The organism is Alkaliphilus hydrothermalis, from assembly GCF_016908555.1.
In the GTDB taxonomy this organism is placed as follows: domain Bacteria; phylum Bacillota; class Clostridia; order Peptostreptococcales; family Natronincolaceae; genus Alkaliphilus; species Alkaliphilus hydrothermalis.
The window spans coordinates 1-24,200 of sequence record NZ_JAFBEE010000027.1; the positions used below are offsets into that span (position 1 = coordinate 1).

Genomic DNA, 24,200 nt, shown 5'->3' on the forward strand with positions numbered 1-24,200 from the left:
TAGTCAGTATATTATGCAAAGTAAGTCATAGAAGAATCTAGACAAAACAATACTTAGCAGGATTTACTTTGCATAATCATCTACTTTGCATAAGGTGGAGTGATTAGTCCGGTTCTTGCCAATCTTTTCTTGCATTATGCATTTGATGATTTTATGGTCAAAGAGTTTCCATCAATACAGTGGGCAAGATATGCTGATGATGGAGTAACCCACTGTGTATCGTTTAAGCAGGCAAAGTATTTGCAACGAAGATTGATTGAAAGATTTGCGGTATTTGGACTGGAATTAAATCTTGAAAAGACGAAAATTGTGTATTGTAAAGATGAAGACCGAAAGGGTAATCATAAACAAACACCATTTGACTTTTTGGGATATACATTTAGACCAAGGCATGCGAAGAATAAGTATGGAAAATTCTTTACGAATTTTCTACCGGCAATGGGAAGAAAAGCGAAGAAAGCCATACGAAAAGAAATTCGAGGTTGGAAGTTACAGTTGAAATCAGATAAAAGTCTGAACGATATTGCCAACATGTTTAATAAGCAGATACAGGGTTGGATTAATTACTATACGCATTTTTACAAGTCAGAAATATATGATGTTCTAAGGTACATTAATAGGTGTCTGATAAAATGGGATCGCAGAAAATACAAGAGACGAAATTCAAGAAAGAGAGCAGAATACTGGCTTGGAGGAATAGCGAAGCGTGATATAAAACTGTTTGCACACTGGAAATTAGGAATATTACCAACGGCTGGATGATGGGAGCCGTATGAGCTGAGAGGTTCACGTACGGTTCTGAGAGAGACTTAGGGGGAGGTTCCCTAGGTCTACTTACTCTGTAATTCACTGCAACTCACTTCGAGAAGCAAAAGAAGTTAAAAATGCATTAACAAAGAGAATGAAGGAAATCAAATTGGAACTACATCCAACAAAGACACAAATTGTATATTGCAGTGACAAAGATAGGAAAGATGATTATCCCGTTAGGGAGTTTGATTTCCTAGGTTATACATTCAAAGCGATGTATATAAAGTGTAGAGATGGACTATTAAGGAATAACTTCATAGCGTATGTCAGCAAGAAATCCACAAAGGGCTTTAGAGATAAGATAAAAGCTATGGAACTCCATAAGAGAACTGGAAGTACTTTAACAATGATTTCAGAAATGGTAAATCCAATAATTAGAGGGTGGATAAATTACTTTGGTAAATATAATCCATCAGCAATGAAATATTCATTGGACTGTATTGACAGAAGATTGGTTAAATGGGCAATGTGTAAATTTAAGCATTTTCGGGGACATAGTGTAGATTCTCAAGTTAAAACAAAAAATATTTTCAAATTAAACCAGTATTATTTCCTTCAATTTTATGTATGTTTCTCAGAATAATTTAGTATATGTTAAAATGATTCGCAGATTAAATTAGCTGTAAAAAAACAACAGTTGCCCTTAAATTAGAACAACTGCATACTAAATTAGAAATTAACCTCATTTTGAGCTTGATATATAGCTTCTTCATCGATAATCCTTGTCTTTTGGCTGTATCCATATAATAAAGCAGCGGTAGCTATGTTATTGACTAGCCTTGGATGTCCCTTTGTTATGCTGTAGAGGGCACGGAGTGCTTCTTCTGTGAAGAGCTTTTCTTTACAACCCACCATTTCTAGTCGGGTATTGCAATAAGCTTCCATTTCTGTCTCTTTTAATCCTTGTAGATTGTATTTCACTGTAATCCTCTGTCGTAAGGGATTATTTATGGTTAGTGCTAGCTTGTTACGAATCAGAGGTTGTCCTGATAGTATCAGTATGTAAGGATTGTCACTATCCATTGAAAAGTTAAAGAGTAGTCTCAAATCTTCCAGTAAGGCATTGGAGGCTAGGTGTATTTCATCTAGTACAATTACTGGGGTAATCCGATTCTGGTTATGTAGGTTGCCTATAGCAGCTTGTATTTGATTAAAGAGGCCTATCTTTTGAAATTTTGGTTCTTCTCCTAATAATAGAGCTAGCCCTCGGTAGAACTCTTTTACGGTTACAGTGGATAATGCAAAATAGCAGGGTTTAAATAATGATGGGTTTAAATGATCTACATATTTTCTAAGGCTTGTGGTTTTGCCCACTCCTGGTTCTCCTACTATTAGACCTATTCTCCGGGTTTGTTCTAGGTATTTTAATCTCGCTGCCACTTCTTGAGATTCTTCACTGGTGTAGAGATGACTACTATCAATTTCTTTACTAAAGGGATTGTACTTCATTCCAAAATATTGGATAAACATTTTTACATACCTTCTTTCTTTTTAATATGGACTTCTTCCATTAAATTCATAAAGGATACACCTGATTTGGACTCTTGAAGTTCTTCTCTTTCTTCATTGATGGGTAATAGTTTGCTCTTAGGGGCTTCACTACTAGTAGATTTCCTTTTGACTCGGGAATTATCATAAAAATTTACTACCCTTGCAATTCCTACTTGTCTATCTTTATCAAACAATAGTAAGGATTTGCTGGAATTTTCTAACCATGTGGGGTCATATCTCACCTCTAGGCTTCGGTTGGCTAAGCCTCTATCTGTTTCGAAGAGGATTGAATCTATGGTTAAAGTAGCATCATGATGTATTTTTCTTTTTACACGGATTAGAAAATGTTCTTCTAATAAAGATGGATTGTTAAAGAGTTTAATCCTATCGGCCTGACTCATGAAAAAATCTAATGGACTCATTCCGATAGAGGAATGGGCTTTACACTGGTAATCTTCTAGAAGCCACTTTGAAAATCGTTGATTGAGGTCTTCTAGATCCGTTATAGAATCTATATCTAGACAGCTTAAGAAACGCATCCTAACGGTATTAAAAAACCTCTCTATTTTCCCTTTTGATGTAGGGGTATAGGGTTTAGCATGTAGAAGACTTATTCCTACGGAGGCACAGATCATTTCTAGTTGATTGCAACGATAAATTTTCCCATTGTCAGTATAGAGGAGCTTTGGAATTCCTCTATGTAAAATGGCTTCCTTGAATGTGGCACGAAGTGCTTGGAAATTTTGCTGTAGGCTAAAGCTAGCATGGGTAATTAATCTTGATGCATCGTCGATATAGGCTACTAAATAGGTTTTTTCTTTCTTATGGCCTGTTTTAATGTAGGGGCCATACATAATATCTGTTTGCCATAGTTCATTGACATAGGCGTGTGAAAAACGCTTAAATTCTTTAGTGCTGTGTTCTCTATTTTCTCCTTCCAACAGATAGGGATTTCCAGAAAGATATCGATAAAATGTAGCTAAAGAGATGTCTTTAGGTGTAAAAATACCATCTTTTATCAGCTCATAATAGAGGAGATGTTTTGTTATTCTTGGAAACTTAGCAATTTTTTTTACAATAGCATCTCCAACTGAAGAATTAATTCTCCTACTTTGACCTTGGTCACTTCTTCCTTTAGGCTTAAGGGCATCTATACCCTCTTTAAGATAAAGTGCATACCAGCACCCTAAGGTTTTAGGTGAGTAATTTTTTACACCATAATGAGGCATGTCAATAGGTTTTGCACACACCTCTTCAAAATATTGCTTATGACTTTGTACCTGCCCATTAAGTACAGGACTGATTAAGGAAAAACGTTTTAGAGCAACTGCTTCCCGGTCCCTTTGAGTAATCATTTGTAAAAAACCTCCATTTCTAAGTTAATAGTACTAGAATAGCCGCTACTCCTAGACTATAACCTTAAAAAACTCTGTTGCTGAATAAAAAATAGAAATGAAGACCATAATGAAATTAAAGGGAAAAAATTAATTTGAAAAGGAAGCTAGAAAAGATCGGTGACAGTGCTCAAAAAACCTTTGGCTGAAGGTGGGGATTGAGAAATTGTCTTTTATGATATCGATCGTATCTCTAGCTTTTTTTCTTTGTTCAAAATCCAGTGAGGGAAGTAGAATTCTACTGGAAATAGATCTGATTCTTAAATGAATCCAAGATATGTTCTTCATAAATCGTCTTAGATAAAAGGAAATATGAGATAAAGAAAGAGCCCTAAGATGAGGAATACAAATAAGAGTTTCTAATATTTTAGAAAAAGAAAGGCCTAGTTTAAGGCTTTTTAACAAAATATCTATTATGATATGTAGGGTATATTGAAAATATGGGATACAAAAGGAAGGTAGATAAGAAAAGGTCATTCCGCAATAGGGGCAATAAAAACGATGAATGTATATATGGGAAGAATAGTCACCACTGATAGAATATCTATTATATCCCCCATGTTTCTTGGGAGGGATTGGAATTAAGCACTTAGAATTAAGACAACGCTGAGGCCTAGGGGGACAAACATCTTTTCCATAATCTTTAGCCAGATAATCATTAATAGAGCAATCAAAGAGCACTTGCATCACGAGAACATCTCCTTATTGTTAGGAGTATGACCAAGAAAGAGAAAGATTAAAATGAGTAAGTTTTATCAGTTTATCTTAGATGAAAAAACCTATCAAATTATTTAATCTGAGAAATATATATAGGTTTATGGAATGTTAATTTGATAATCTACAACATAGACGTTTAGCAGAAAAATGGCTCTCCGAGGTGAAAAATAGAGAGCCAAACTTGTTTGCACATTGGAAGTTTAGGTATAAAAAGAAAGGTTGAATGATAAGAGCCGTATGAAGGGAGACTTTCACGTACGGTTCTGTGAGAAGTTTGAGGTGAAAGTCCTCTTACTTACTCGACTGAGAGGTCGGTAGATAAAATAATTATCTACCTCCTACTCGATTGCTGCCCAGCATGGGTGCGAACTTGTCGGTGAAAGTCAGATACGGGGGCTGGTAGTCCCGCCAACCGTTGCAAGAACAAGGGAAAAGACGGACATTTTAAATCAATAGATAAAAAAAGCGTTAAAACATAAATAAACACCAGCATAAACAAGCTTGTAAAAAAAAAAAAATAGAAAATGGTCATAATCTCATTATTAATGGAAAGATTAGAAATGCAAAGAAAACAAATCGCATAACAAAAAAATAAAGAAATTTTATTGGTAAAAATAACAATGTCGAAATTTGCGGAAAATAAATAATAAAATTTTAGAGGATTTTTGAGTTAATTGTCGAAAAAGTGTTTATATAGTAAAAAAAATTAACTAAAAATACTGAAAGAGGTATTCTAAATGATGAAGGTAAAAAAGGCAGTTATTCCTGCGGCAGGATTAGGGACAAGATTTTTACCTGCTACCAAAGCTCAACCAAAAGAAATGCTCCCTATCGTAGATAAACCCACATTACAATTTATTATTGAAGAAGCAGTAGAATCAGGTGTAGAAGAAATACTCATTATTACAGGAAGAAATAAACAAAGTATAGAAAATCATTTTGATAAATCAATTGAATTGGAGCTAGAATTAGAATCAAAAGGTAATCATGAATTATTGGAGGATATTAGGAAAATATCTAATATGGTTAATATCCATTATATTAGACAAAAAGAGCCAAGAGGACTTGGTCATGCTATTTTATGTGCTAGAAGTTTTATAGGCAATGAGCCATTTGCTGTACTCTTAGGAGATGATATAGTTTATTCAAGGAAACCTTGTTTAAAACAGATGTTAGAAATATTCGAGGTATATCAAACTTCAATTATTGGAGTACAACCAGTAGCAAAAGAAAATGTGAGTAAGTACGGTATTGTAAAAGGGGACAAAGTTGAGGGTAGAGTATATGAAGTTAATGAACTAATCGAAAAGCCAACAATAGAAGAAGCTCCATCCAATATAGCCATACTGGGAAGGTATATTATAACACCTTCTATCTTTGAAATATTGAGTAATTTACCACCTGGAAAAGGCGGAGAAATTCAATTAACGGATGCATTAGATTTATTAGTTTCAAGGGAAAAGATGTATGCGTATCATTTTGAAGGAAAAAGATACGATGTAGGCGATCGATTAGGGTACTTAGAGGCTACGTTAGATTATGCCTTAAGGAGAAAAGATTTAAGTTCAGATATTCTAAGGTACATAAATATGCTTGCTAGTGGAGAAGAGACTATTATTACATTATTAGAGAAGAATGCATAATAAGTATTAATTTAGTTAGGACTGTTAGTAAGGAGGTGTCTCTAATGGAGTGGTATGTTCTTTTTGTAGAATCGGGCAAAGAAGAGATAGTTAAGAATTGGCTAAACTTCTACTTCGACAAACAAAGCTTACACGCACTAATACCTAAGAGAAAGCTAGTTGAAAAAACCTTGTAATGACTTATATAAAAAGATTATTAGATGCAGATGAAACAATAAGACATATTTCAAATAATTTTGAGAATGATTTTGCCTTATCAGAAGGCACTGGAATAGCCATATTTAGATACTTAGTAATTCATAAAATAATTCAAGTAGATATGTTTCAACCAATTAATGTTAATCAAAAGATTAAAATCAATATTAACTCTCTTGGGATTCATAGGGAGCTGAAAATAGTATGATTTTTAATAATTTAATATTTCAATATGCTGACAGCGGTGAACGATTAAGGGTCATACATGCGAATGAAAAGTACGTCTATTATGTAGAGTTGGACAAGGATACATCCATGCTAAAACATATGGAAATAGAGAAGATACAATCAGAAATAGAGAATAATATTTTAGTAAAAATATCAGATATGTTTCTAGGGAATGTTGATGAACACTCTATTCCAGATACTCATAAAGACAAAAGAAATAAAGAATGGGAATATGTAAGCTGTATTTGGCCATCCGAAGTAGAGACATTAATGGTTGAAAATAAAAGAAGTCTTGTTTTACGACTGTCAAAGACCCATGTTGTAACGAGTAAGTGACTTGTTGTTACTAATTATTCATTTTGTATAAAAATTTCATTATTACTATTAATAAAGCACAAAAATGCATTAGCGTTAAACTAAATATAAAATTTTTAAAAAAAGAAAACAAAATGAACAAAAAAGGTTGATTTATATCATGTAATCTTATACAATATATAATATATTCTTAAAAGCCACTTTATTAAGCAAAGAAAAAGTTAATGCAACATAATTCGCTACATACTTTTGAATAATTATGAGTATAATAGTTGAATTAGCGTAATTATTCTCAATACATATAAGTCGCATAACAGCAAATTTATGCAAAATGATTTATAAGCTTTTAAGTGTTTTTTATTGAAGCAATAAGTGAGGTATATAAGATTTTTATTATAAAACGACTTAACTATACTTATAAAGGAAGGTGATAATCAGCTATGGAAGTAATCAATATCGAAGGGTTAAAGAGATCCTATAATACTAAAACGGGTGTTTTAAACAGTAAAACAAAGACAACAGAAGCATTAAAAGGTGTGTCGTTTAATATAAAGAAAGGAGAAATTTTTGGTCTATTAGGTCCTAATGGAGCGGGCAAAACTACGATCATTAAGATTCTTGCAACTCTTTTAGCACCAACATCTGGAACCGCTAAAATACTTGGATTTGACACATATGGACAAGAAAAAAAGGTAAGGCCAAATATTAATTTTATTTTTGGAGGGGAGCGAAATCTTTATTGGAGATTATCCGCTAGAGATAATTTACTATACTTTGCAGATTTATATAAAATCGACAAGGAAACTAGAGAAAAAAGGATAGATTACTTGTTAGATCTTGTTGGTTTAACTGGTAGAGCTGATGAAAAGGTAGAGACCTATTCAAAGGGTATGAAGCAAAAATTACAGATTGCAAGAGGTTTAATTAACAATCCAGAGATACTTTTATTGGATGAACCTACTATAGGCTTAGATCCTGTTTCATCTAGAGAATTAAGAAATATAGTTAGGACTTTGGCTGGAAAGGGTCATACAATTTTGTTAACAACCCATTACATGTATGAAGCTGAAGAATTGTGTGATCGCATTGCTTTCATCAAAAATGGGGAGATTGTTGCACTTAATACAGTTTCGGAATTAAAGAAACAACTTAATCAAAACTCAATAATTGAGGTAAAGGTCTCTGATTTTTCTGATGATGATATATCAAAACTAAAATCCATGAAGGGTGTAGTAGAAGTATCTTCTTATTTAAAAGACGATATTAATAACATTAAAATTGTTTGTGAAACTCCATTGGAAATTATAAAGCTTATGTTAGAGAAATTTGCGGATAAAAAGATTATAAATCTTCAAATAAGAGAGTTTAGTTTAGAAGATATATATATTAACTTAATAGGTGATGGTCATGTATAATATGTATGCTATAAAATCAAGTTGCTTATTGCAAATAGTTCAATCATTTTCCAGAGCAACATTTAAATTTTGTATTCTCGTACAGCCGATATTTTACTCACTTATGATGTATATGATTTATCAGGGGTACAGTCATGAACACATTATTTCATATGTCATTATTGGATCTGGATTATTAAGCTTATGGAGTTCTGTTTGTTTCTCGTCTGCAGGAGACATTCAAAGGGAAAGAGATATGGGGACATTAGAACTTATAATGACTTCGCCAGTGGACTTTAAAGTGATTTTATTTGGAAAAATTATTGGTAATACTTTACTAGGTCTTATACCTCTACTTATAAGCTTTATTTTTATCACGTTATTTTTTAAGATAAGTTTTGATGTTGCACATTTGGAACTGCTAATTCTATCACTTTTGTTAACAGTAATTTCTTTTATTCCAATTTCACTATTGATTGCATGCTGTTTAACACTATCAAGACAAGTAAGAGCACTTATGAACTGTATAGAATATCCGATTTATATACTGTGTGGAATTGTTTTTCCTATAGAATTATTACCAGTTTGGACTAGAGTTTTTTCTTATATTTTAGCTCCTACATGGGGTGCTAAATTAATTAGGAGTAGTGTTTTTGGTATTGATAGTATGCAAATGTTTTGGATGAACGTATTAAGTATAGTGTTAGTAAGTGCATTTTATACAATAATATCCTTGTTATTATTAAAGAAAATAGATAAACTAACGAGGATTAATGCAACATTGGGGGTGCATTAACATGGGAAAAATAGTAGATAGAATTCAATCATTTGTCAGACAATCAATGCTTTCGTTTAAGTCACTATTTGCGTGGTTAGATCCTAAAATATACATATTAGTTAAAGTAATTAACCCAGCGCTGCAATTAATGTTCTTTTGTATTCTTCTATCATATGTTTATAAAACTGATGATTTAACCCCTTGGGTGATAGGGAATGCGTTTATTTTATGTACATTTAATGCAATGTTTGGTGTAGGGATAACATTAATAGCAGAACGTTTTTATGGAACATTAAAAATGGTAATAGTTTCTCCGACGAATAGTTTTGTTATATTCTTCGCAAGGGCATTCTTTCATGTTTTAGATGCGTCGATCACTGTAATTGTTGGACTTGTAGTCGGATTTATATTTTTTAATTTTAGAATACCGATTGAAAACATACCCATCTTTACATTAACGTTACTTTGCTGTATGTATGCAGCTGCCTGTTTGGGTCTACTGGTTGGTAGTTTTGGATTATTAGTAACTGATATTAATATGTTGTTAAATATAGCGTCAATGATGCTCTTATTTTTCAGTGGTGCAAATTTTCCAATTGATCGACTACCAGTTGTTTTACAAAAAATTTCCTATGCACTACCCATGACACGAAGTATCGAAGCAGGGCGGCTAGTAGCAAGTCAAGGGCCAATAGAAGCTATAAGTAAATTAATATTTATGGAGTTTATTGTAGGTACAATATATTTGGTAATAGGCTATGTTGTATTAAAGATATTAGAAAGAGTAGCCTATAAAAATGCCACATTAGAGGTGTATTAAAGTTTAAAAATGGTACTTTGTACTGTTTTTATAAAACAACTTTTAAAGGGAGGGGGTTGGGAATATGAAAAAGTACAGTGCACCAGTAGCAACTGAGCTTCAAATTCCAGCAGCTTTAATGGCTGAAGCAGTTGTTAGCTAATTTTTCAACAAAGTTTCAAGACATTAAGTACAATTTAAGAGAATACTGATTAGAAGTAGGAGTAATTCCTACTTCTAATCCATTCTTTAATTAGCAAATAACATGGATAGATAGTATTAACTTTATTTTTAAACAAGATTTATTATCTAGTATATCATTTTATAAGTCCTAATTGAGTTCACACCAAACCATAGGGAAGACTATCTGCATTTATAGAAAGGAGTGTAAAAATGCTTGAATTAAATATCTTAGATAAACAAATACCAGTAAGTAAACTCCTAGAAGTACTTAAATATAAAGAGGATGATATTGTTTTTGCAGCAGGCTCTCTGATTGAAGGAATCGGAAATAGACATTCAGACTTAGATATTTTCATTTTAACAGAGAGTCTTGAAAGATTTAATGAGATAGAGTGTGAATATGACTTTGATCAATTTAAAGTAACATTTACTAATGCATATGGAATAGGATTTGACATAGAAGTATGGTCTAAAGAATTATTGTTAGAAGTTATTAGTAAAATTAATTTAATTCAATTTGACACATCAACTAGAACATATAATTTACTTGATTTACCTAACAATAATAGGATTGAAGATATCATGTCACTTGTTCATAGATTTATAACTGGTACAGCACTTTATAACCAAGATGGATTTAATAGTTTATTAGAAAAACTAAATTTAGATAATTATTACCGCCTTATGGTTAGAATGAGTATGAATGAGGTGGATAATACTATAGATGACTTAATTGGAAACGTTGATAAAAAAGATTTCACAAATGCTGTTTTGGTTGGTAGAACAGTGTTAGTTGAAACCTTAACAACTTATTTGTTTAGCATGAAAATGTCACTAGATCGACCAAAATGGGTTTATCCGAAATTACGACAACTTGCAGAAACAGATGACGTAGCAAAAAAGTTTATGAAAAAATTTGATGAAATCACTTTTGTTAGTTTAAGTAATGAAAAAGAGTTTGAAAAAAATGCTCATAAAATCTTGGATTTCACAAATTTAGTATTATCTAAAATTGAATTGTAGGAGGTAAAAGAACATGCTGAATGATGTTTTTACAAAAAACTATACTTTTAGGTCACGAAAAATTTCAAATCAAAACATCTTGTTTGCTTCTGGATTTTGTTATGAATTAAATGATACAGGTACTTTTATTTGGGAAAATATATCAGATCAGTCAGTTAATGAAATAATTGAAATGCTTGCAAAAGAATACGAAGTTAACCCAGAAGATATTAAAGATGATGTTATAAACTTTATTAATTTTTTAATTGAAAAGAAAGCAATAATAAAAGATGAATAATCAATTGATGTCATGGAATGAGATGCTTATATGGATCAATGTACTTTTTTTGAGTATATTAGGATTTTTCAATATCAGTGTTAATTTGATTTTAGTTTTATGGGTGATCAGTATTCTTATTAACGGACAAGTAAAAAAGATTGATTCAAAAAAGTTTGTGATTTTATTCATGCTTTTAAGAAGAAGTCTCTACATTCTTCCTTATTTAATTCCTCTTTTATTTAAATATAGAATAAATTTTAATATTTCAATCATTACGTTAGGATATTGTGTGATTGGGTTTTTAAGTGGATTAGGTTTAATAATACCTAAGTTAAAAACCTGGAGATTAGTCTTATCGTATGATTTTATTTCTTTTAGGAATCAAGAAAACAAAGTTCATTACTTAAGCTTCGTTTTTTTATTAATAGCTGCTGCTATTGTTGAAGAATTTTTCTATAGAGAGTTTATTATTTCAATAATAAATACATCTCAAAACTTTATGTACATTTCAATATTTATTAGTATATTCATGTTTATGTTACACCATATAGGTACAAAATGGCACGCTGAGTTTAGTAAGTATGATATTTTAATTCAAGCAATATTTAGTGTAATATCTTGCAGTTTATACTTATTGTCAAATTCTTTATTACCATCTATAGTAACTCATTTAGTTTATAATATGCCTTCAGTAATTTTAAATACAAAAAGTTACTTATATTGGTATGTATTAGATAAAGAAAAATTACATAGTCAAACATCGTAGAGTAAAACAAGTGCAAGGGGAGTTAACGATATGAAGAAAAGTAAAATTACATTAGTATTACCAATCCTAAGGGGCTCGGGAATTAGTATGATGTCTCAAGCTGGGGCTGAGCACTTGGGGTTAGGTTACCTCACAGCAGTACTAAGAGAAAATAATTATGACGTTGATATTAAGAATTTTCAATTATTCACAATGGTTAATCAATGGAAAGATAGAAATGACAGTAGTAAAGTAGATGAAATATCAATAGATGAGTCTGTAAAAGAAATATTAGATTCAAAACCTGATATAGTAGGTATTTCAGTAACTGGCCCCACTATGGATGAATGTCTTGAAATATCCAAAAAAATTAAAGAAGTGTCACCAGAAATCACCATAGTATTTGGTGGACATCAGGTTTCAGTAATGGCAGAAGATATTATAAAAAATGAAAAGAATATTGATTACATCATTATTGGAGATGCAGAATTTACATTCCTTAATTTTATTAAGGCATTGGACGAGGGGACTGACATTAGTAGTATTAAAGGAGTTTGCTATTTACGTGATAATAAAGTAGTCAATACTGGATTTCCTGAAGATGTAAATTTAGACGAGTTACCTTTCCCAGTTAGAGACTCTCTTGATGAACTTAAGAAGTACCTAAATGTAAAGGAAGCAAGACTTTCAACGAGCAGAGGGTGTTATGATGCATGTACATTTTGTATTGATTCAACCTTATATAAAAAGAACAAATGGACAGCCCGCTCTGCCCACTCTGTTGTAGATGAGATGGAATTTCTAAACAAAGAGTATGGTATAGAGGGTTTTTGGATTATTGATGATAATTTCCTCAATTTTACTAATAAAAGTCAAGAAAGAGCAAGGGTAATTGGAGAAGAAATACTTAAACGTAATTTAGATATTTGGTATCGAGCATATTTTAGAGCAGATGGTCTGGACCGTGCAGAAGAATTATTACCGTTGTTAAGAAAAAGTGGATTAAGGGTTGTTCACATTGGGTTTGAGTCAGGTTGTCAAACTAGGCTAGATTACTTTAGAAAAAGAACAAAGGTAAGCCATTATTATCGAATTGTAGAATTACTAAAAGAGAACAATATTGGGTTACAGGTTGGGTTTATTATATTCGATCCTTTCACTAATTTCGAGAATATTAGGGATGATACTAAATTTTTATTTGATATTGGTGAGATGTATTTGTTATTTAATTTTGTTCAAAACTTATTAGTTTTTCCAGGTACAGCTATTTATGATCAGTTAAAAGCTGAAGGATTAATCTTTAAAGAGTTAACATATAACTCTACATTTAAGGTATATGACTATCGAGATAATAAGGTAAAAAGGTTAGCAGAACAGATGGAGTCGATTTACAATTTAGAACTCATTAATGCAGATAAAGAATTACAAAGGCTAAATATCATTACAATTCCAAACATTCTGTACAAGTTGAGATGTGGAGAGAATAGTGGAAATGATAAAGTTAATAACATAGTCAAAAACTTTACTAATAATAAAGACCAATTGCTTGAGACACTAAATCAATTTAATTACGATCTTTTCCTAGATATAGTGGGTATGGCAGAAGGTGAATGGGATCAAAGTTTCTTTGACGCAAAAATAGGTGAGATTACAACTGAAATAGTAAAGACAAAAGACAAATTGGTTATCCTGTGTGATGAGTTTTGTTCTACATTGATTAATAATAAGATATTAAGTGAGAGTGATATCATATGATTAAGAAGGAAGAGTATAAAATAGCGCTAGTATTACCAAGAGGGCCTATGCGTTCCAGTGCCATCAGTCAAGCTGGTTCAGAGCATCTAGGGTTAGGTTACATAGCTTCGACACTACGGGCAAAGGGGTATAATGTAAAAATACTCAACTTTCAAATACAAGACTTTCTTCTATTTGAAGAAGGCATAGATGAAGAGTACGATATTTCACCGAAGGCAATGGCAAAGGAAATTTTTGAATTTAAGCCTAATTTAGTGGGAATCTCCACTACGGGAATTACATTAGATAACAGTCTCTTAATATCAAAACATTTAAAAGAAATAAATAGTGAAATTAGAGTACTTCTAGGAGGACATCAAGCTTCGGTCACCGACCAGGACATTCTAGCAAAAGAGAACTATGTTGATTTTGTAATAAAAGGCGAGGGTGAAAAAAGCTTCTTAGAGCTGGCAGATCAATTACGGATTGGCGAAGTGCAATTCGAAAACATTGAAGGTTTGACATATAGACAAGATGGTGAAGTTCGTTGTAATCCAATGGGTAACCATTTAGAACTTGATGAATTACCTATGCCTGCTAGAGATGATTTAGAAATCATCAAGGAACGTATTAATATCAAACAGGCTAGAATATCCACTAGTAGAGGTTGTTTACATGCATGTACCTTTTGTATAGATCCTTCCCTTTATCGAAAGAGAATATGGTATGCTCATTCAGCTAAAAGAGTAGTAGATGAAATGGAGCTTCTTAATAAAAAATATGATATAGAACACTTCTGGATTAATGATGATAACTTTATAGTTGCTACCAAAGAAAGTAAGCAGAGGGCTTGGGATATTGGTAATGAAATAATGAAAAGAGATTTAAAAATCCATTATAGAGTCTTTTTCAGAAGTGATGTCTTTAAGAATGGCACTGATGATGGATTATTAAAACATCTTTATGATAGTGGTTTGAGAATAGCATTAGTAGGATTTGAGTCAGGAAGTCCAATAAGATTAAAAAGATTTAAGAAGAACACAACTGTTGATTTAAATCTTAAAGTAGCAAAATTGATTAAAGAAAACAATTTGGGGCTTCAGATAGGATTTATAATGTTTGACCCTTTAAGTACTTTTGAAGATTTAAGGAAAGATATTGAGTTTCTCTATAATATAGATGAAATGTATCTTGTATACAATTTCATTCAAAATCTTGATGTTTTTCATGGTAGTGAAATTGCTAATTATTTAGAAGCAGAAGGACTTTTAAATGAACGTATTGATTATAAATCACCCTACAGGGTTTATAGATTCAAGGATGACAGAGTTGGTAAGCTAGCAAAAGCTATGGAAAATATATTTGATAGTGAGACGATAAGAAGAGATAAAATACTTCAAAAAATTAACATTTTTGAATTTCCAAATTTAAGCGAATATGTTATGAGTTCAAATGACACTGACTTAATCAATAAAGTAAATAAATTTGATGATGTTAGAAAAGAAACTGTTAAAAAGCTTAATGATATTAACTATGAATTTATGATAAAAGCTATTGATTTAGCGGAAAATGAATTTGATTTAACTGTATTTGAGAATATGAAAAACAAAGTTATTGAAGAACAAAATTATTTATATTCTAATTTATTAAACCAATACACAGATCTAGAAATGAATACAAAAACAGGAGATGAGGATAATGGAAAAAAATTTTAGAGTCTGTTTAGTATTACCAAGAAGTAAAGTAAGAAGATCAAGTGCTATTTCAATGGCAGGAGCAGAGCATTTAGGGCAAGCATCTCTTGCATCAGTATTAAGACAAGAGGGTTATCCAGTTGAATTAATCAATTATCAACTAGTAGACTTTTTTAATGAATGGGACAATCTGGAAAAAAATGAATTTGATATCCTTGAATCAGCTGAATATATATTAAGATTCAATCCTGATATGGTGGGTTTCTGTGTTACAAGTATGACTTTCGACTCTGCTTCGGAATTAAGCATACAACTTAAGCAGATTAAACCCGACATTAAAATAGTATGGGGAGGTCCACAATCAACCCTTGAAGCGTCTAATATCATTGAAAATGAAGATTATATTGATTGTATAGCAGTTGGAGATGGTGAAGAAACAATAATTGATTTGGCAGATGCCTTTTTACAAAAGAAAAGCATAAGTGATATAGAAGGAATCTGCTACAAGGAATCTGGAAAAGTCATAAATAAAGGACTACGTACTCCACCAGAATTATCGGACAAGCCTTTTGCAGCTAGAGACATTCTTGATAAAATGAAAAGACAAGTTGATCAAATTAAAGAAGCGAGGATGACAACTAGTAGAGGTTGTACACATAAATGCTCATTTTGTATAGATTCCAAAAGATATAATAGAAAATGGTATGCTCGAGATGCTAAACACGTAGTAGATGAAATGGAAATGTTACAAAAAAATTATGGAATAGAAGTATTATGGATTTCTGATGATAATTATTTAACCAGTGCTACTCACACTAAGAAGAGAGCTAGAGCTATAGCTGAAGAAATAATTAAACGTGACTTAAAAGTGGCTTATCGTGTACGTTTCAGAGCTGATGCTTTTGATATCGATAATAAAGATGATCATGAATTATTAGAGATTTTAAGAAAAAGTGGTTTAAGTATGGCATTTATTGGATTTGAATCTGGTAGTGAAACCAGGTTACAACAATACAGTAAAAATGTAACACTAAAGCAATATTACGATATAGTAGAATTGTGTAATCATTATGGAATTGGAATACAAGTAGGTTTTATCATGTTCGATCCATTTACAAGATTCCAATATATTAGAGAGGATATCAATTTTTTATGTGATATAAGAGAGTCATATTTATTCTCAAACTATATTCAAAGTCTTGATGTATTTACTGGTACTCCTATCTTTGAAGAAATGAGAGAAAAAGGACTAGTGACAAAAGATTTTGGATATAAAAGCTCCTACTGTGATTACGTCTTTGAAGATAAAAAGGTTGAAACTCTAGCTAGAAATATGGAGAATCTACATACTTCTGAAGCGATTGTACGTGATAAAATTCTACAGAGACTTAACATTCTTGACATTCCAAATATCGTAATTGAAATGAAGGAAAAAGTAGAACTAAATGAGATTACGCCTGATGTCGTCGAAGAGTTTGTTAAGCAAAAGGATGAAATTTTCTTAAACTTAAACTTAGAAAATAGAGACTTTTTCCTCAAGTGCATAGATCTTGCTGAGAATGAATGGGATGATGTTACTTATGAAAACTATAAAATAGCAATTAATGAGATAGTGGATGCCTATTTAAGTCAATTAATTGATTTATTAGATGAATATAAGGAACGAGTGGGATATACAACTAGTTACACAACATTCTGGGGAGATGGACAAACAGAAGCGAACGTATCCACATCTTGTAATATATAAGGAAGTGAATCAGTGATGAGATTCTCTGATAGTTTGAGGAATCAAGTAGAAGATCAATTAGATGACCTGATCCTTTCGATTGAATTAAATAGTCAACAAGGGAACGTAAATAAAACATTTTTAGTTCAAACAGCAACTAGTAAATATATCTTACAAACTAAAAAAGATATAGATATTAAAGATATTAACCAATATTTAGTTGATTTATATACAACTGCTGGTTTTTATTTAGAAGGTAATAGTTTTAGATTTAGAAATTATAACGAGAAAGCAGAGTTCCACAAGCAATGTAATAATCTAAAACTTAAGGTACCAAAATTATATGGATGTGGAGAGAACTACCTACTGACTGAATATATCGAGGGTACTAACTATATTGAATATAGTGAAATATTGAGTAAAAAGTGTCTATTCAATCTTTTTAGAATGATTCAAAATGCTCACAGTAATAACATAATCCTAGGGGATAGATGGGGAGGTAATACAATGATCTCCCCCCTAGGAGAAGTATATTTTATTGATTTTGATATTCAGTATACATATGATGATATCCAACAGTTAAATAATTGTAAAAACTTTGAGATCGCTGTATTAACATATGACTTAATACTGTATGGAAAAAATAGAATATATACATTGGATATAATTATAAAAATATTTACTAGTTTTTGGTTCGAAAAGAGCTATGATGTTCTAAAAGTTATCGATTATCTATATGGGTATAGTAGATTTTATACCAGTGCTGATAAACCTTTTTCTCCGACTTCATTATCAATCAAAGAGCATATTGATGTTCTAAGATGTGTCGACCTTCTGAAAATAGCAGCACTAGACAATTATAGGAAAATCATTGTTTAGGAGGAAATATAATGACGGAAAAAGTAAATGTATTATTAGTGGTTCCTAGAACAAGTGAAAAACGATCAAGTGCCATTACTCAAGCAGGGGCTGAGCATTTAGGATTAGCTTATTTAGCTAGTTTTTTAAGAAGTTATCAATATAAAGTCAATATTATTAATATGGAGATCGTTGATAATTTGAATGTTTGGCAGGTAACAGATAGTGTGGATAATTTAAGCTATAGCTATGTATTAGATCAAATTGCTAAAGAGAATATAAATTTTGTTGGAATAACAGTTACATTATTAACAATTCATCAAAGTTTAGAACTTACAAAACAAATTAGAGAAAAATATCCTAATATAAAAATATGTTTCGGAGGTCCACATGTTTCGGTCTGCCCAAAGCAAGTAATAGATAATGAGGCAATGGTGGATTTTGTTATAGTGGGTGATGGAGAAGAACCATTACTACAGTTAGTTCAAGCAATTGAAAACAATGAAAGTTACGAAAATATACCTGGTCTTGTTTTCAGAGATGATTCGGGGAAAACGATTATTAATAAACTAACAAGTAGTGTTAATGAAAATATAGATATACTTCCCAGACCTTCTAGAGATGATTTGATTTTTGCCAAGCAGTACGGGAATATATACGAAGCAAGACTATCAACTAGTAGGGGATGTAAAGAACATTGTACATTCTGTTGTGACCCTGCTATTTATCCTGATAGAAAGTGGATTGGTAGATCGGCTAAGCTTGTTGTTGATGAAATTGAATATCTCAACAAGGAGCATGGTATCCAACATTTTTGGATTAATGATGATAACTTTATTCCACCTACGGAAGAAGGACGTAAACGAGCAAAAGAGATTGCCGAGGAAATTATTAAAAGAGATATCAAAATCACTTACAGAGCCTTATTTAGAGCAAACACATTCCACAAAGATGATGAGCTTTTACCACTACTTAGTCAAAGTGGTTTAACGATTGCTTATGTAGGATTTGAGTCAGGAAGTCAAGTGAAGCTTAAAAGATATTGTAAAAAAACCACAGTTGAGCAGTATTATATCCTTGTAGAAGAATTAAGAAAAAATAACATAGGTCTACAAATCGGATTTATAATGTTCGATCCTTTTACTACCTTCCAGGAAATTAAGGATGATGCCTTGTTTTTAAGAAATATTGGAGAGTTATATCTACTATCAAATTTTGTACAAATATTAGATGTGTTTCCAAAAACAGCAATTAGTAGAATGATGATCAAGCACGAATTACTGCTTGATGAGATTGGATATAAGTCTAATTATTGTAATTATAAATTCCAAGATACAAGAGTAGAAGAAATTGCTAGAGAATTAAATAAATGTTATGTGGGAGATATAGTAGATATAGACAAGCAGTTACAAAGGATGAAATTAATTGAGGTGCCTGGTATTGCTACTGAACTTGATAAAAGTCAATTAGAAAAATTTAAGTTTGATTCCAATGAAATGTTTGAGAAGGTTAATAAAAAGAATTACTCCTTCTTAACTATCCTGTCTGCGCGTAGCGAAGAAGGTAAGTGGACTAGAGAAGAGTTCAAGGATGAATTATCATCCGTAGTAGAATTTAGTAGGCAACAACTAGATAATCTAAAACAGCTTTGTAGAGACTACAAAGGTGAAAGATAAATGAAAGTCAATAAAAGTGACCTAATTAGCAAACTTAATGAAGTTGGCATTAGCAAAAACTCTACAATCATAGTCCATAGCTCACTAAGTAGTTTTGGCTATGTTGAAGGGGGGGCCCCGATAGTAGTTGACTCTTTAAAAGAGCTAGTAGGATCAGAGGGAAACATACTAATGCCAACATTTACATACAGTAAAGGTGTTTTTAACCAGGGTAGTTCATCTTTAGTTGGTAAAATTACGGAGGTTTTTAGAAAAGATAAGGATGTCATCAGAAGCAAACATCCTACTCATTCAGTAGCTGTATTTGGTAAAGATCAGAAAAGGTTAGTTAGAAATCATTTTTATAAAGAACCATTTGGTATCGGCTCACCGTGGTGGAATGTCTGGAAGATGGAGGGAAGTATTGTTTTAATTGGTGTAGATAACACAAAAAATAGCTTTATTCATTTTGTTGAAAGATTATTTGAACTTCCCTACAAAAGAACTGTCAATGTTATGTATAAAGATTCTTTTGGAAAAATAGCTAAGCGCACAATAAATGGTTATCCAGGAGATTCTCTAGGGTTTAATAAGTTAAATAATCTATTCGAAGAACAAGGTATTGTTAAGTCGACCAAAATAGGAAATTCCAATGTGTTAGTTATGAATACTGTTGATGTTGTAGAGTGTCTAAGCAAGATCCTTGTAAATGATCTATATTACCTTTTATGTGACAGAGCTGACTGTTATAGATGTGAGAATGCAAAAAATATGATAAGGGAGAGCGGATACAATGAGTATGCTTAAAAAAGGAAGCCTGATAGTTTCTTGTATGGTTCTAGAAAATGACCCAATAGATTTGTACGATAACCACTTCCTAAGTCATATGTGTAAGATGATTGAAATTGGTGGAGCTGGAGGAATTAAGTTAAGTGATGGAGAACTAATAAGAAAAGTGAAGCAGTTAGGGATCAACATTCCAATTATTGGAATTGACAAAGTTTATAAGAATAAGCAAGTTTTAATCACTCCAGATATAGAGGGTGCTAAAAAAGTTATTGATAGTGGAGCAGATATCCTTTCTATGCAGGTTGTAGAAAATAATCCAGATTTTACTCTAGATAAAATAGAAGCTGCAATTAATAAAATAAAATCACTATATAATATAAAAATCATTGGGGCAATATCTACTCTTGAAGAGGGAATCATGGCTGAGAAGTTTGGAGTAGATTATGTAGCCACTACTCTAGCTGGATATACACCCCATTCAAATAAAATAAATGGACCAGACTTTTATTTGGTTGAGGAATTGATTAAAAAACTATCGATTCCTGTTATAGCTGAAGGTAAGTATGATTCGAAAGAGCAAGTTAAAAAAGCTGTAGAAATGGGTGCACACAGTGTTGTTGTAGGAACTGCTATAACTAGACCCCATATAATTACTAAAAACTACTGTAATGCATTAAACGAAATCGAGGTATAAGATGATTAATTTATATATTGATACAATTGTAAAGAAAATTTATGAAATACAAAATAAAGAAAAAGATAAGTTCCAAGAAGTTGCTGATCGAATTTATTCATCTTTAAGTAAAAATGGAGTATTGCATGTTTTTGGAACAGGACATTCTAATCTGCTAGCTCAGGATTTAATATATCGTGCAGGTGGATTAGTACCGATAAATCTGATAAGTAATCCCAGTATAACACTTGAGCATGATCCTGTTCAGGCATCGATGATGGAGAAAGTAGCAGGTATTTCAGAAGTCTTTTTACAAGGCCACAAAATAGAAAAGAATGATGTTTTTCTAATTATATCGACTTCAGGTTGTAATCAAGTTCCAATAGAAATATCAAAATCTATTGCAGAAAGAGGTTTGTTTACTATTGGAATTACTTCCAAAGATTATTCGGAACACATCAAAGTTAAAAAAAATATTACACAGTCTTTATATGATATTGTAGACGTTGTATTTGACAATAGAGTTGGGATAGGCGATTGTTGTTTACAACATGGAACTGATTCATATGGAACTATGTCGACAATATTAGTAAGCTCTATACTTAATAGTATTATTATTCACGTTATAGAAAAATATAATCAAAATAATCAAAATGCTCCTATTTTTGTAAGTAATAATTTATCCGACCAGAGTTCTTTAAGAAATGCACAACTATTAGATTATTACGAGGGCAGGTTACATTATACTTAGTTTAAAGCGGTGTTTTATAAAGAAAAGGTGGTTTGAAGAAAATGAACAATATGACAAAAGTTTCTATAGCTATTCCTGCTAAAAATAGTGGAAGAACAGTTGAAAAAACCCTTAAAAGTCTTATTAACTTAAATTATCCTAAAGAGTTGTTGGAGGTTATAATTGGCGATAATGGGAGTACGGATAATACCCAAAACATCATTTTAGAATACGAGAAGAAACATCCTAATTTGATTAAGTATCTCGATGCTTCCGACTGTCCAGGTGGTGGAAAAACTAGAGAAAAATTGGTAGATCATTGTTCTGGCGAAATAGTAGTGTGTACCGATGCAGATATAGTAGCTCATCCAGACTGGATCAAGGAGTTAGTAAAACCATTTGCTATGGACCCTCAGATTGGGTGTGTTGGTGGGGAAATTTTATCACAAGTCCTAGATGAAAATAATTTGGTAGAGCAGTATTGTAAGCAAAGAGATCTCTTGAAAGTATCTAAAAGAAGAAGGATTAAAACAGAGGGATATATAAGAGGCTTTAGGGACTTAGCCCCCAGTGATATTGTTGGGTGGTATACTCCGTTTTTTGCAACAGCCAACTGTGCGTATAGAAAAGACGTGATTTATGAGGTAGGCAATGATTGGGACGACAATAATGATGACGAACATTTCGGATTTAAAGTAGCTTTAAAAGGTTATAAGCAATATTTTACATCCGCTGCAATTATATATCATTTACATCGAAATAGTGTTGAAGGATTAAAGAAACAATTACACTACTATGGATACAACCATCCAAAATTAATACAACAATTTTCTAAAAATAAATTTGAAATTCTTTTAGGGATGGATAGATACAAATGCAATTATATTAAGATTCCGTTTTTTAAACCAGTTGTCATATTTATAGGTTGGTTTAACTTCATGTTATTAAGTATATTGACCAGTTTTCTAGCCAGTATTAATGTATTAAATCATAATATTTTACCTATAAGTTTAATATTTTCACTGTTTAGCGCTGTAAAATTCTTTCAACCTTGCTTTAAACTGAAACCCTTTAACAAGATTTTTTATTGGATGTACTTAAGGTTTATTATAAATTGGTATTATCTCATTGGAGTAATTAAGGGTAGTTTTAAGTTTAAACGAATATGTATTGAGGAGCCAAATTATTAGGAGGAATTAATTATGAAAATACCAGCTACAAAAATTGTGATTCCAAAAGAAGATCATTCAGATATTTTTGCTTCACTAGAAAATAGTTTTACAACTGGCGTATTAACTAATGGACCAGTGTGTCGAAACTTTGAGAAACAGTTTAAGGAATTAGTGAATAGAAAATATGCAATATCCACTAACTCAGGAACCAGCGCACTTGAAGTAGCCTTTCGTATAATAGGTGTGAAGGGGAAAGAAGTGTTAGTTCCTACAAACACTAATTTCGCTACTGCTGCAGCTGCATTGTACGCAGGAGGGACTGTGAAATTTCTTGATTGTGATAGGGATACCCTTTCCCCATCGCTAAAACATATAAAAGAAATGGTTACTGATGAAACAAAAGTATTGGTGTTGGTACATATTGGAGGAATAATTACTCCTGAGATTGAAGAAATTAGTAGGTTTTGTAAGGAATCTAAAATTAGTCTGTTGGAAGACGCAGCCCATGCTCATGGATCAAAATATAAAAATAAACCAGCTGGTAGTTTCGGTGATTTAGCATGTTTTTCATTCTTTCCTACAAAGGTTATAACATCTGGGGAAGGTGGAATTATTGTAACAGATCAGGAAGAGGTATATCTGGAAGCTCAGAAATACATTGACCAAGGTAAAGAAACAGGAAATCGTAATTACCATACTAGAATGGGAAATAGTTGGAGAATGAGTGAGTTGCATGCAGCTTTGGGAATAAGTCAGTTTAATCGCTTGAATGAATTTATAGAAAACAGAAAGAAAATTGCAGAGATATATGATGAAGGATTAAAGGAAATCGAAAATTCCAATATAAGGGCTCATGCTATACCCCAAGATGTAGATTGTAATTATTACAAATATATTGTAGATATATCGCCTGAAACTGATCGTAAAGTGTTAACTGAAACACTAAAACAAGAAGGTGTTACATTGAGTGGTGGAGTATATGAGATTCCTTGCCATCTTCAACCGATATTTAATGATATATCAGTAAGTAGTCTTCAAGAGGCTGAATATTTTTGTAAAAACCATATCTGTTTACCAATATACCCGACAATGACGAAAGATGAAGCTATTTATGTATTAAAAAAGCTAAGAATACAATTAAGACCATATAGTAGTGATGATTTTTATGGACTTAAAAAATAAATTACGAAAAAAA

Annotated in this window: 25 protein-coding genes; 22 read left to right on the forward strand and 3 right to left on the reverse strand. The window is 31.8% G+C overall.

The features are described 5' to 3' along the window. The first annotated feature begins 99 nt into the window (after positions 1 to 99). Positions 100 to 762: a group II intron maturase-specific domain-containing protein gene (locus JOC73_RS15450; RefSeq protein WP_330613206.1), complete on the forward strand. Its 663-nt coding sequence runs from the start codon at positions 100 to 102 to the stop codon at positions 760 to 762. Between the two features lie 139 nt (positions 763 to 901). Then, on the forward strand, positions 902 to 1,393 hold the full coding sequence (locus JOC73_RS13580) for a group II intron maturase-specific domain-containing protein (RefSeq protein WP_204404160.1): 492 nt from the start codon (positions 902 to 904) through the stop codon (positions 1,391 to 1,393). An 86-nt stretch (positions 1,394 to 1,479) separates the two neighbouring features. On the opposite strand, the gene JOC73_RS13585 is transcribed toward JOC73_RS13580, so the two are convergent. The 3 genes from JOC73_RS13585 to JOC73_RS15540 form a co-directional block, all read right to left on the reverse strand. Further along, entirely contained in the window at positions 1,480 to 2,280 is an 801-nt protein-coding gene (locus JOC73_RS13585; protein ID WP_204404162.1) for an ExeA family protein, read from the reverse strand. Between the two features lie 2 nt (positions 2,281 to 2,282). Continuing rightward, entirely contained in the window at positions 2,283 to 3,656 is a 1,374-nt protein-coding gene (locus tag JOC73_RS13590) for a DDE-type integrase/transposase/recombinase (RefSeq protein ID WP_204404164.1), read from the reverse strand. Between the two features lie 129 nt (positions 3,657 to 3,785). Then, positions 3,786 to 4,382 carry a DUF6431 domain-containing protein gene (locus JOC73_RS15540; protein WP_408626940.1) on the reverse strand — a complete coding sequence of 199 codons (597 nt, stop codon included), beginning with the start codon at positions 4,380 to 4,382 and terminating at the stop codon, positions 3,786 to 3,788. Positions 4,383 to 5,152: 770 nt separating this feature from the next. Between JOC73_RS15540 and galU the strand changes: the two genes are divergently transcribed. The 20 genes from galU to JOC73_RS13685 all read left to right on the forward strand — a co-directional run bounded on the left by galU (position 5,153) and on the right by JOC73_RS13685 (position 24,187). After that, positions 5,153 to 6,055 (forward strand): UTP--glucose-1-phosphate uridylyltransferase GalU, encoded by a 903-nt coding sequence (gene galU / locus JOC73_RS13595; RefSeq protein ID WP_204404217.1) that lies wholly within the window; start codon positions 5,153 to 5,155, stop codon positions 6,053 to 6,055. Positions 6,056 to 6,099: 44 nt separating this feature from the next. Then, positions 6,100 to 6,231 carry a transcription termination/antitermination NusG family protein gene (locus JOC73_RS15205; protein WP_243427987.1) on the forward strand — a complete coding sequence of 44 codons (132 nt, stop codon included), beginning with the start codon at positions 6,100 to 6,102 and terminating at the stop codon, positions 6,229 to 6,231. Next, positions 6,231 to 6,458 carry a TnsA endonuclease C-terminal domain-containing protein gene (locus JOC73_RS13600; protein ID WP_204404166.1) on the forward strand — a complete coding sequence of 76 codons (228 nt, stop codon included), beginning with the start codon at positions 6,231 to 6,233 and terminating at the stop codon, positions 6,456 to 6,458. The genes JOC73_RS15205 and JOC73_RS13600 overlap by 1 nt, the downstream gene beginning before the upstream one ends. After that, a complete protein-coding gene (locus JOC73_RS13605; RefSeq protein ID WP_204404168.1) occupies positions 6,455 to 6,814 on the forward strand; it encodes a hypothetical protein in 360 nt (119 codons plus the stop codon). The genes JOC73_RS13600 and JOC73_RS13605 overlap by 4 nt, the downstream gene beginning before the upstream one ends. Positions 6,815 to 7,233: 419 nt before the next feature. Beyond that, entirely contained in the window at positions 7,234 to 8,208 is a 975-nt protein-coding gene (locus JOC73_RS13610) for an ABC transporter ATP-binding protein (protein ID WP_204404170.1), read from the forward strand. 1 nt (position 8,209) lies between these two features. Beyond that, positions 8,210 to 8,983: an ABC transporter permease gene (locus JOC73_RS13615; RefSeq protein WP_243427989.1), complete on the forward strand. Its 774-nt coding sequence runs from the start codon at positions 8,210 to 8,212 to the stop codon at positions 8,981 to 8,983. Position 8,984: 1 nt separating this feature from the next. Next, positions 8,985 to 9,785 carry an ABC transporter permease gene (locus tag JOC73_RS13620; protein ID WP_204404174.1) on the forward strand — a complete coding sequence of 267 codons (801 nt, stop codon included), beginning with the start codon at positions 8,985 to 8,987 and terminating at the stop codon, positions 9,783 to 9,785. Positions 9,786 to 10,157: 372 nt separating this feature from the next. Next, positions 10,158 to 10,970: a hypothetical protein gene (locus JOC73_RS13625; RefSeq protein WP_204404176.1), complete on the forward strand. Its 813-nt coding sequence runs from the start codon at positions 10,158 to 10,160 to the stop codon at positions 10,968 to 10,970. A 13-nt stretch (positions 10,971 to 10,983) separates the two neighbouring features. Next, positions 10,984 to 11,247, forward strand: coding sequence for a PqqD family protein (locus tag JOC73_RS13630; RefSeq protein WP_204404178.1), 264 nt, complete (start codon positions 10,984 to 10,986; stop codon positions 11,245 to 11,247). Continuing rightward, on the forward strand, positions 11,240 to 11,995 hold the full coding sequence (locus JOC73_RS13635) for a CPBP family glutamic-type intramembrane protease (RefSeq protein WP_204404180.1): 756 nt from the start codon (positions 11,240 to 11,242) through the stop codon (positions 11,993 to 11,995). The genes JOC73_RS13630 and JOC73_RS13635 overlap by 8 nt, the downstream gene beginning before the upstream one ends. A gap of 30 nt (positions 11,996 to 12,025) precedes the next feature. After that, positions 12,026 to 13,729: a B12-binding domain-containing radical SAM protein gene (locus JOC73_RS13640; RefSeq protein WP_204404182.1), complete on the forward strand. Its 1,704-nt coding sequence runs from the start codon at positions 12,026 to 12,028 to the stop codon at positions 13,727 to 13,729. Next, positions 13,726 to 15,423, forward strand: coding sequence for a B12-binding domain-containing radical SAM protein (locus tag JOC73_RS13645; RefSeq protein ID WP_204404184.1), 1,698 nt, complete (start codon positions 13,726 to 13,728; stop codon positions 15,421 to 15,423). The genes JOC73_RS13640 and JOC73_RS13645 overlap by 4 nt, the downstream gene beginning before the upstream one ends. After that, positions 15,407 to 17,149: a B12-binding domain-containing radical SAM protein gene (locus JOC73_RS13650; RefSeq protein WP_204404186.1), complete on the forward strand. Its 1,743-nt coding sequence runs from the start codon at positions 15,407 to 15,409 to the stop codon at positions 17,147 to 17,149. Before JOC73_RS13645 ends, JOC73_RS13650 begins: the two co-directional genes overlap by 17 nt. A gap of 12 nt (positions 17,150 to 17,161) precedes the next feature. Continuing rightward, positions 17,162 to 18,007: an RIO2 family protein gene (locus JOC73_RS13655; RefSeq protein WP_204404188.1), complete on the forward strand. Its 846-nt coding sequence runs from the start codon at positions 17,162 to 17,164 to the stop codon at positions 18,005 to 18,007. 11 nt (positions 18,008 to 18,018) lie between these two features. Beyond that, a complete protein-coding gene (locus JOC73_RS13660; protein WP_204404190.1) occupies positions 18,019 to 19,662 on the forward strand; it encodes a B12-binding domain-containing radical SAM protein in 1,644 nt (547 codons plus the stop codon). Continuing rightward, complete coding sequence (locus tag JOC73_RS13665; RefSeq protein WP_204404192.1) at positions 19,663 to 20,448, forward strand: AAC(3) family N-acetyltransferase; 786 nt, start codon at positions 19,663 to 19,665, stop codon at positions 20,446 to 20,448. Next, a complete protein-coding gene (locus tag JOC73_RS13670) occupies positions 20,435 to 21,124 on the forward strand; it encodes an N-acetylmannosamine-6-phosphate 2-epimerase (protein WP_204404193.1) in 690 nt (229 codons plus the stop codon). The genes JOC73_RS13665 and JOC73_RS13670 overlap by 14 nt, the downstream gene beginning before the upstream one ends. 1 nt (position 21,125) lies before the next feature. Continuing rightward, entirely contained in the window at positions 21,126 to 21,854 is a 729-nt protein-coding gene (locus JOC73_RS13675) for a sugar isomerase domain-containing protein (protein ID WP_204404195.1), read from the forward strand. 41 nt (positions 21,855 to 21,895) lie between these two features. Beyond that, complete coding sequence (locus JOC73_RS13680) at positions 21,896 to 23,023, forward strand: glycosyltransferase (protein ID WP_204404197.1); 1,128 nt, start codon at positions 21,896 to 21,898, stop codon at positions 23,021 to 23,023. A 12-nt stretch (positions 23,024 to 23,035) separates the two neighbouring features. After that, positions 23,036 to 24,187, forward strand: coding sequence for a DegT/DnrJ/EryC1/StrS family aminotransferase (locus JOC73_RS13685; protein ID WP_204404199.1), 1,152 nt, complete (start codon positions 23,036 to 23,038; stop codon positions 24,185 to 24,187). Positions 24,188 to 24,200: the final 13 nt, after the last annotated feature.

Coding starts and splice junctions, on each gene's coding strand:
- JOC73_RS13605 (WP_204404168.1), top strand. CDS start 6,455: ATGATTTTTAATAATTTAATATTTCAATATGCTGACAGCGGTGAACGA.
- JOC73_RS13610 (WP_204404170.1), top strand. CDS start 7,234: ATGGAAGTAATCAATATCGAAGGGTTAAAGAGATCCTATAATACTAAA.
- JOC73_RS13590 (WP_204404164.1), bottom strand. CDS start 3,656: ATGATTACTCAAAGGGACCGGGAAGCAGTTGCTCTAAAACGTTTTTCC.
- JOC73_RS13645 (WP_204404184.1), top strand. CDS start 13,726: ATGATTAAGAAGGAAGAGTATAAAATAGCGCTAGTATTACCAAGAGGG.
- JOC73_RS13665 (WP_204404192.1), top strand. CDS start 19,663: ATGAAAGTCAATAAAAGTGACCTAATTAGCAAACTTAATGAAGTTGGC.
- JOC73_RS13670 (WP_204404193.1), top strand. CDS start 20,435: ATGAGTATGCTTAAAAAAGGAAGCCTGATAGTTTCTTGTATGGTTCTA.
- JOC73_RS13635 (WP_204404180.1), top strand. CDS start 11,240: ATGAATAATCAATTGATGTCATGGAATGAGATGCTTATATGGATCAAT.
- JOC73_RS13620 (WP_204404174.1), top strand. CDS start 8,985: ATGGGAAAAATAGTAGATAGAATTCAATCATTTGTCAGACAATCAATG.
- JOC73_RS13675 (WP_204404195.1), top strand. CDS start 21,126: ATGATTAATTTATATATTGATACAATTGTAAAGAAAATTTATGAAATA.
- JOC73_RS13685 (WP_204404199.1), top strand. CDS start 23,036: ATGAAAATACCAGCTACAAAAATTGTGATTCCAAAAGAAGATCATTCA.
- JOC73_RS13630 (WP_204404178.1), top strand. CDS start 10,984: ATGCTGAATGATGTTTTTACAAAAAACTATACTTTTAGGTCACGAAAA.
- JOC73_RS15205 (WP_243427987.1), top strand. CDS start 6,100: ATGGAGTGGTATGTTCTTTTTGTAGAATCGGGCAAAGAAGAGATAGTT.
- JOC73_RS13580 (WP_204404160.1), top strand. CDS start 902: ATGAAGGAAATCAAATTGGAACTACATCCAACAAAGACACAAATTGTA.
- galU (WP_204404217.1), top strand. CDS start 5,153: ATGAAGGTAAAAAAGGCAGTTATTCCTGCGGCAGGATTAGGGACAAGA.
- JOC73_RS13600 (WP_204404166.1), top strand. CDS start 6,231: ATGACTTATATAAAAAGATTATTAGATGCAGATGAAACAATAAGACAT.
- JOC73_RS13585 (WP_204404162.1), bottom strand. CDS start 2,280: ATGTTTATCCAATATTTTGGAATGAAGTACAATCCCTTTAGTAAAGAA.
- JOC73_RS13650 (WP_204404186.1), top strand. CDS start 15,407: ATGGAAAAAAATTTTAGAGTCTGTTTAGTATTACCAAGAAGTAAAGTA.
- JOC73_RS13625 (WP_204404176.1), top strand. CDS start 10,158: ATGCTTGAATTAAATATCTTAGATAAACAAATACCAGTAAGTAAACTC.
- JOC73_RS15540 (WP_408626940.1), bottom strand. CDS start 4,382: ATGCAAGTGCTCTTTGATTGCTCTATTAATGATTATCTGGCTAAAGAT.
- JOC73_RS13660 (WP_204404190.1), top strand. CDS start 18,019: ATGACGGAAAAAGTAAATGTATTATTAGTGGTTCCTAGAACAAGTGAA.
- JOC73_RS13680 (WP_204404197.1), top strand. CDS start 21,896: ATGAACAATATGACAAAAGTTTCTATAGCTATTCCTGCTAAAAATAGT.
- JOC73_RS13615 (WP_243427989.1), top strand. CDS start 8,210: ATGTATGCTATAAAATCAAGTTGCTTATTGCAAATAGTTCAATCATTT.
- JOC73_RS13640 (WP_204404182.1), top strand. CDS start 12,026: ATGAAGAAAAGTAAAATTACATTAGTATTACCAATCCTAAGGGGCTCG.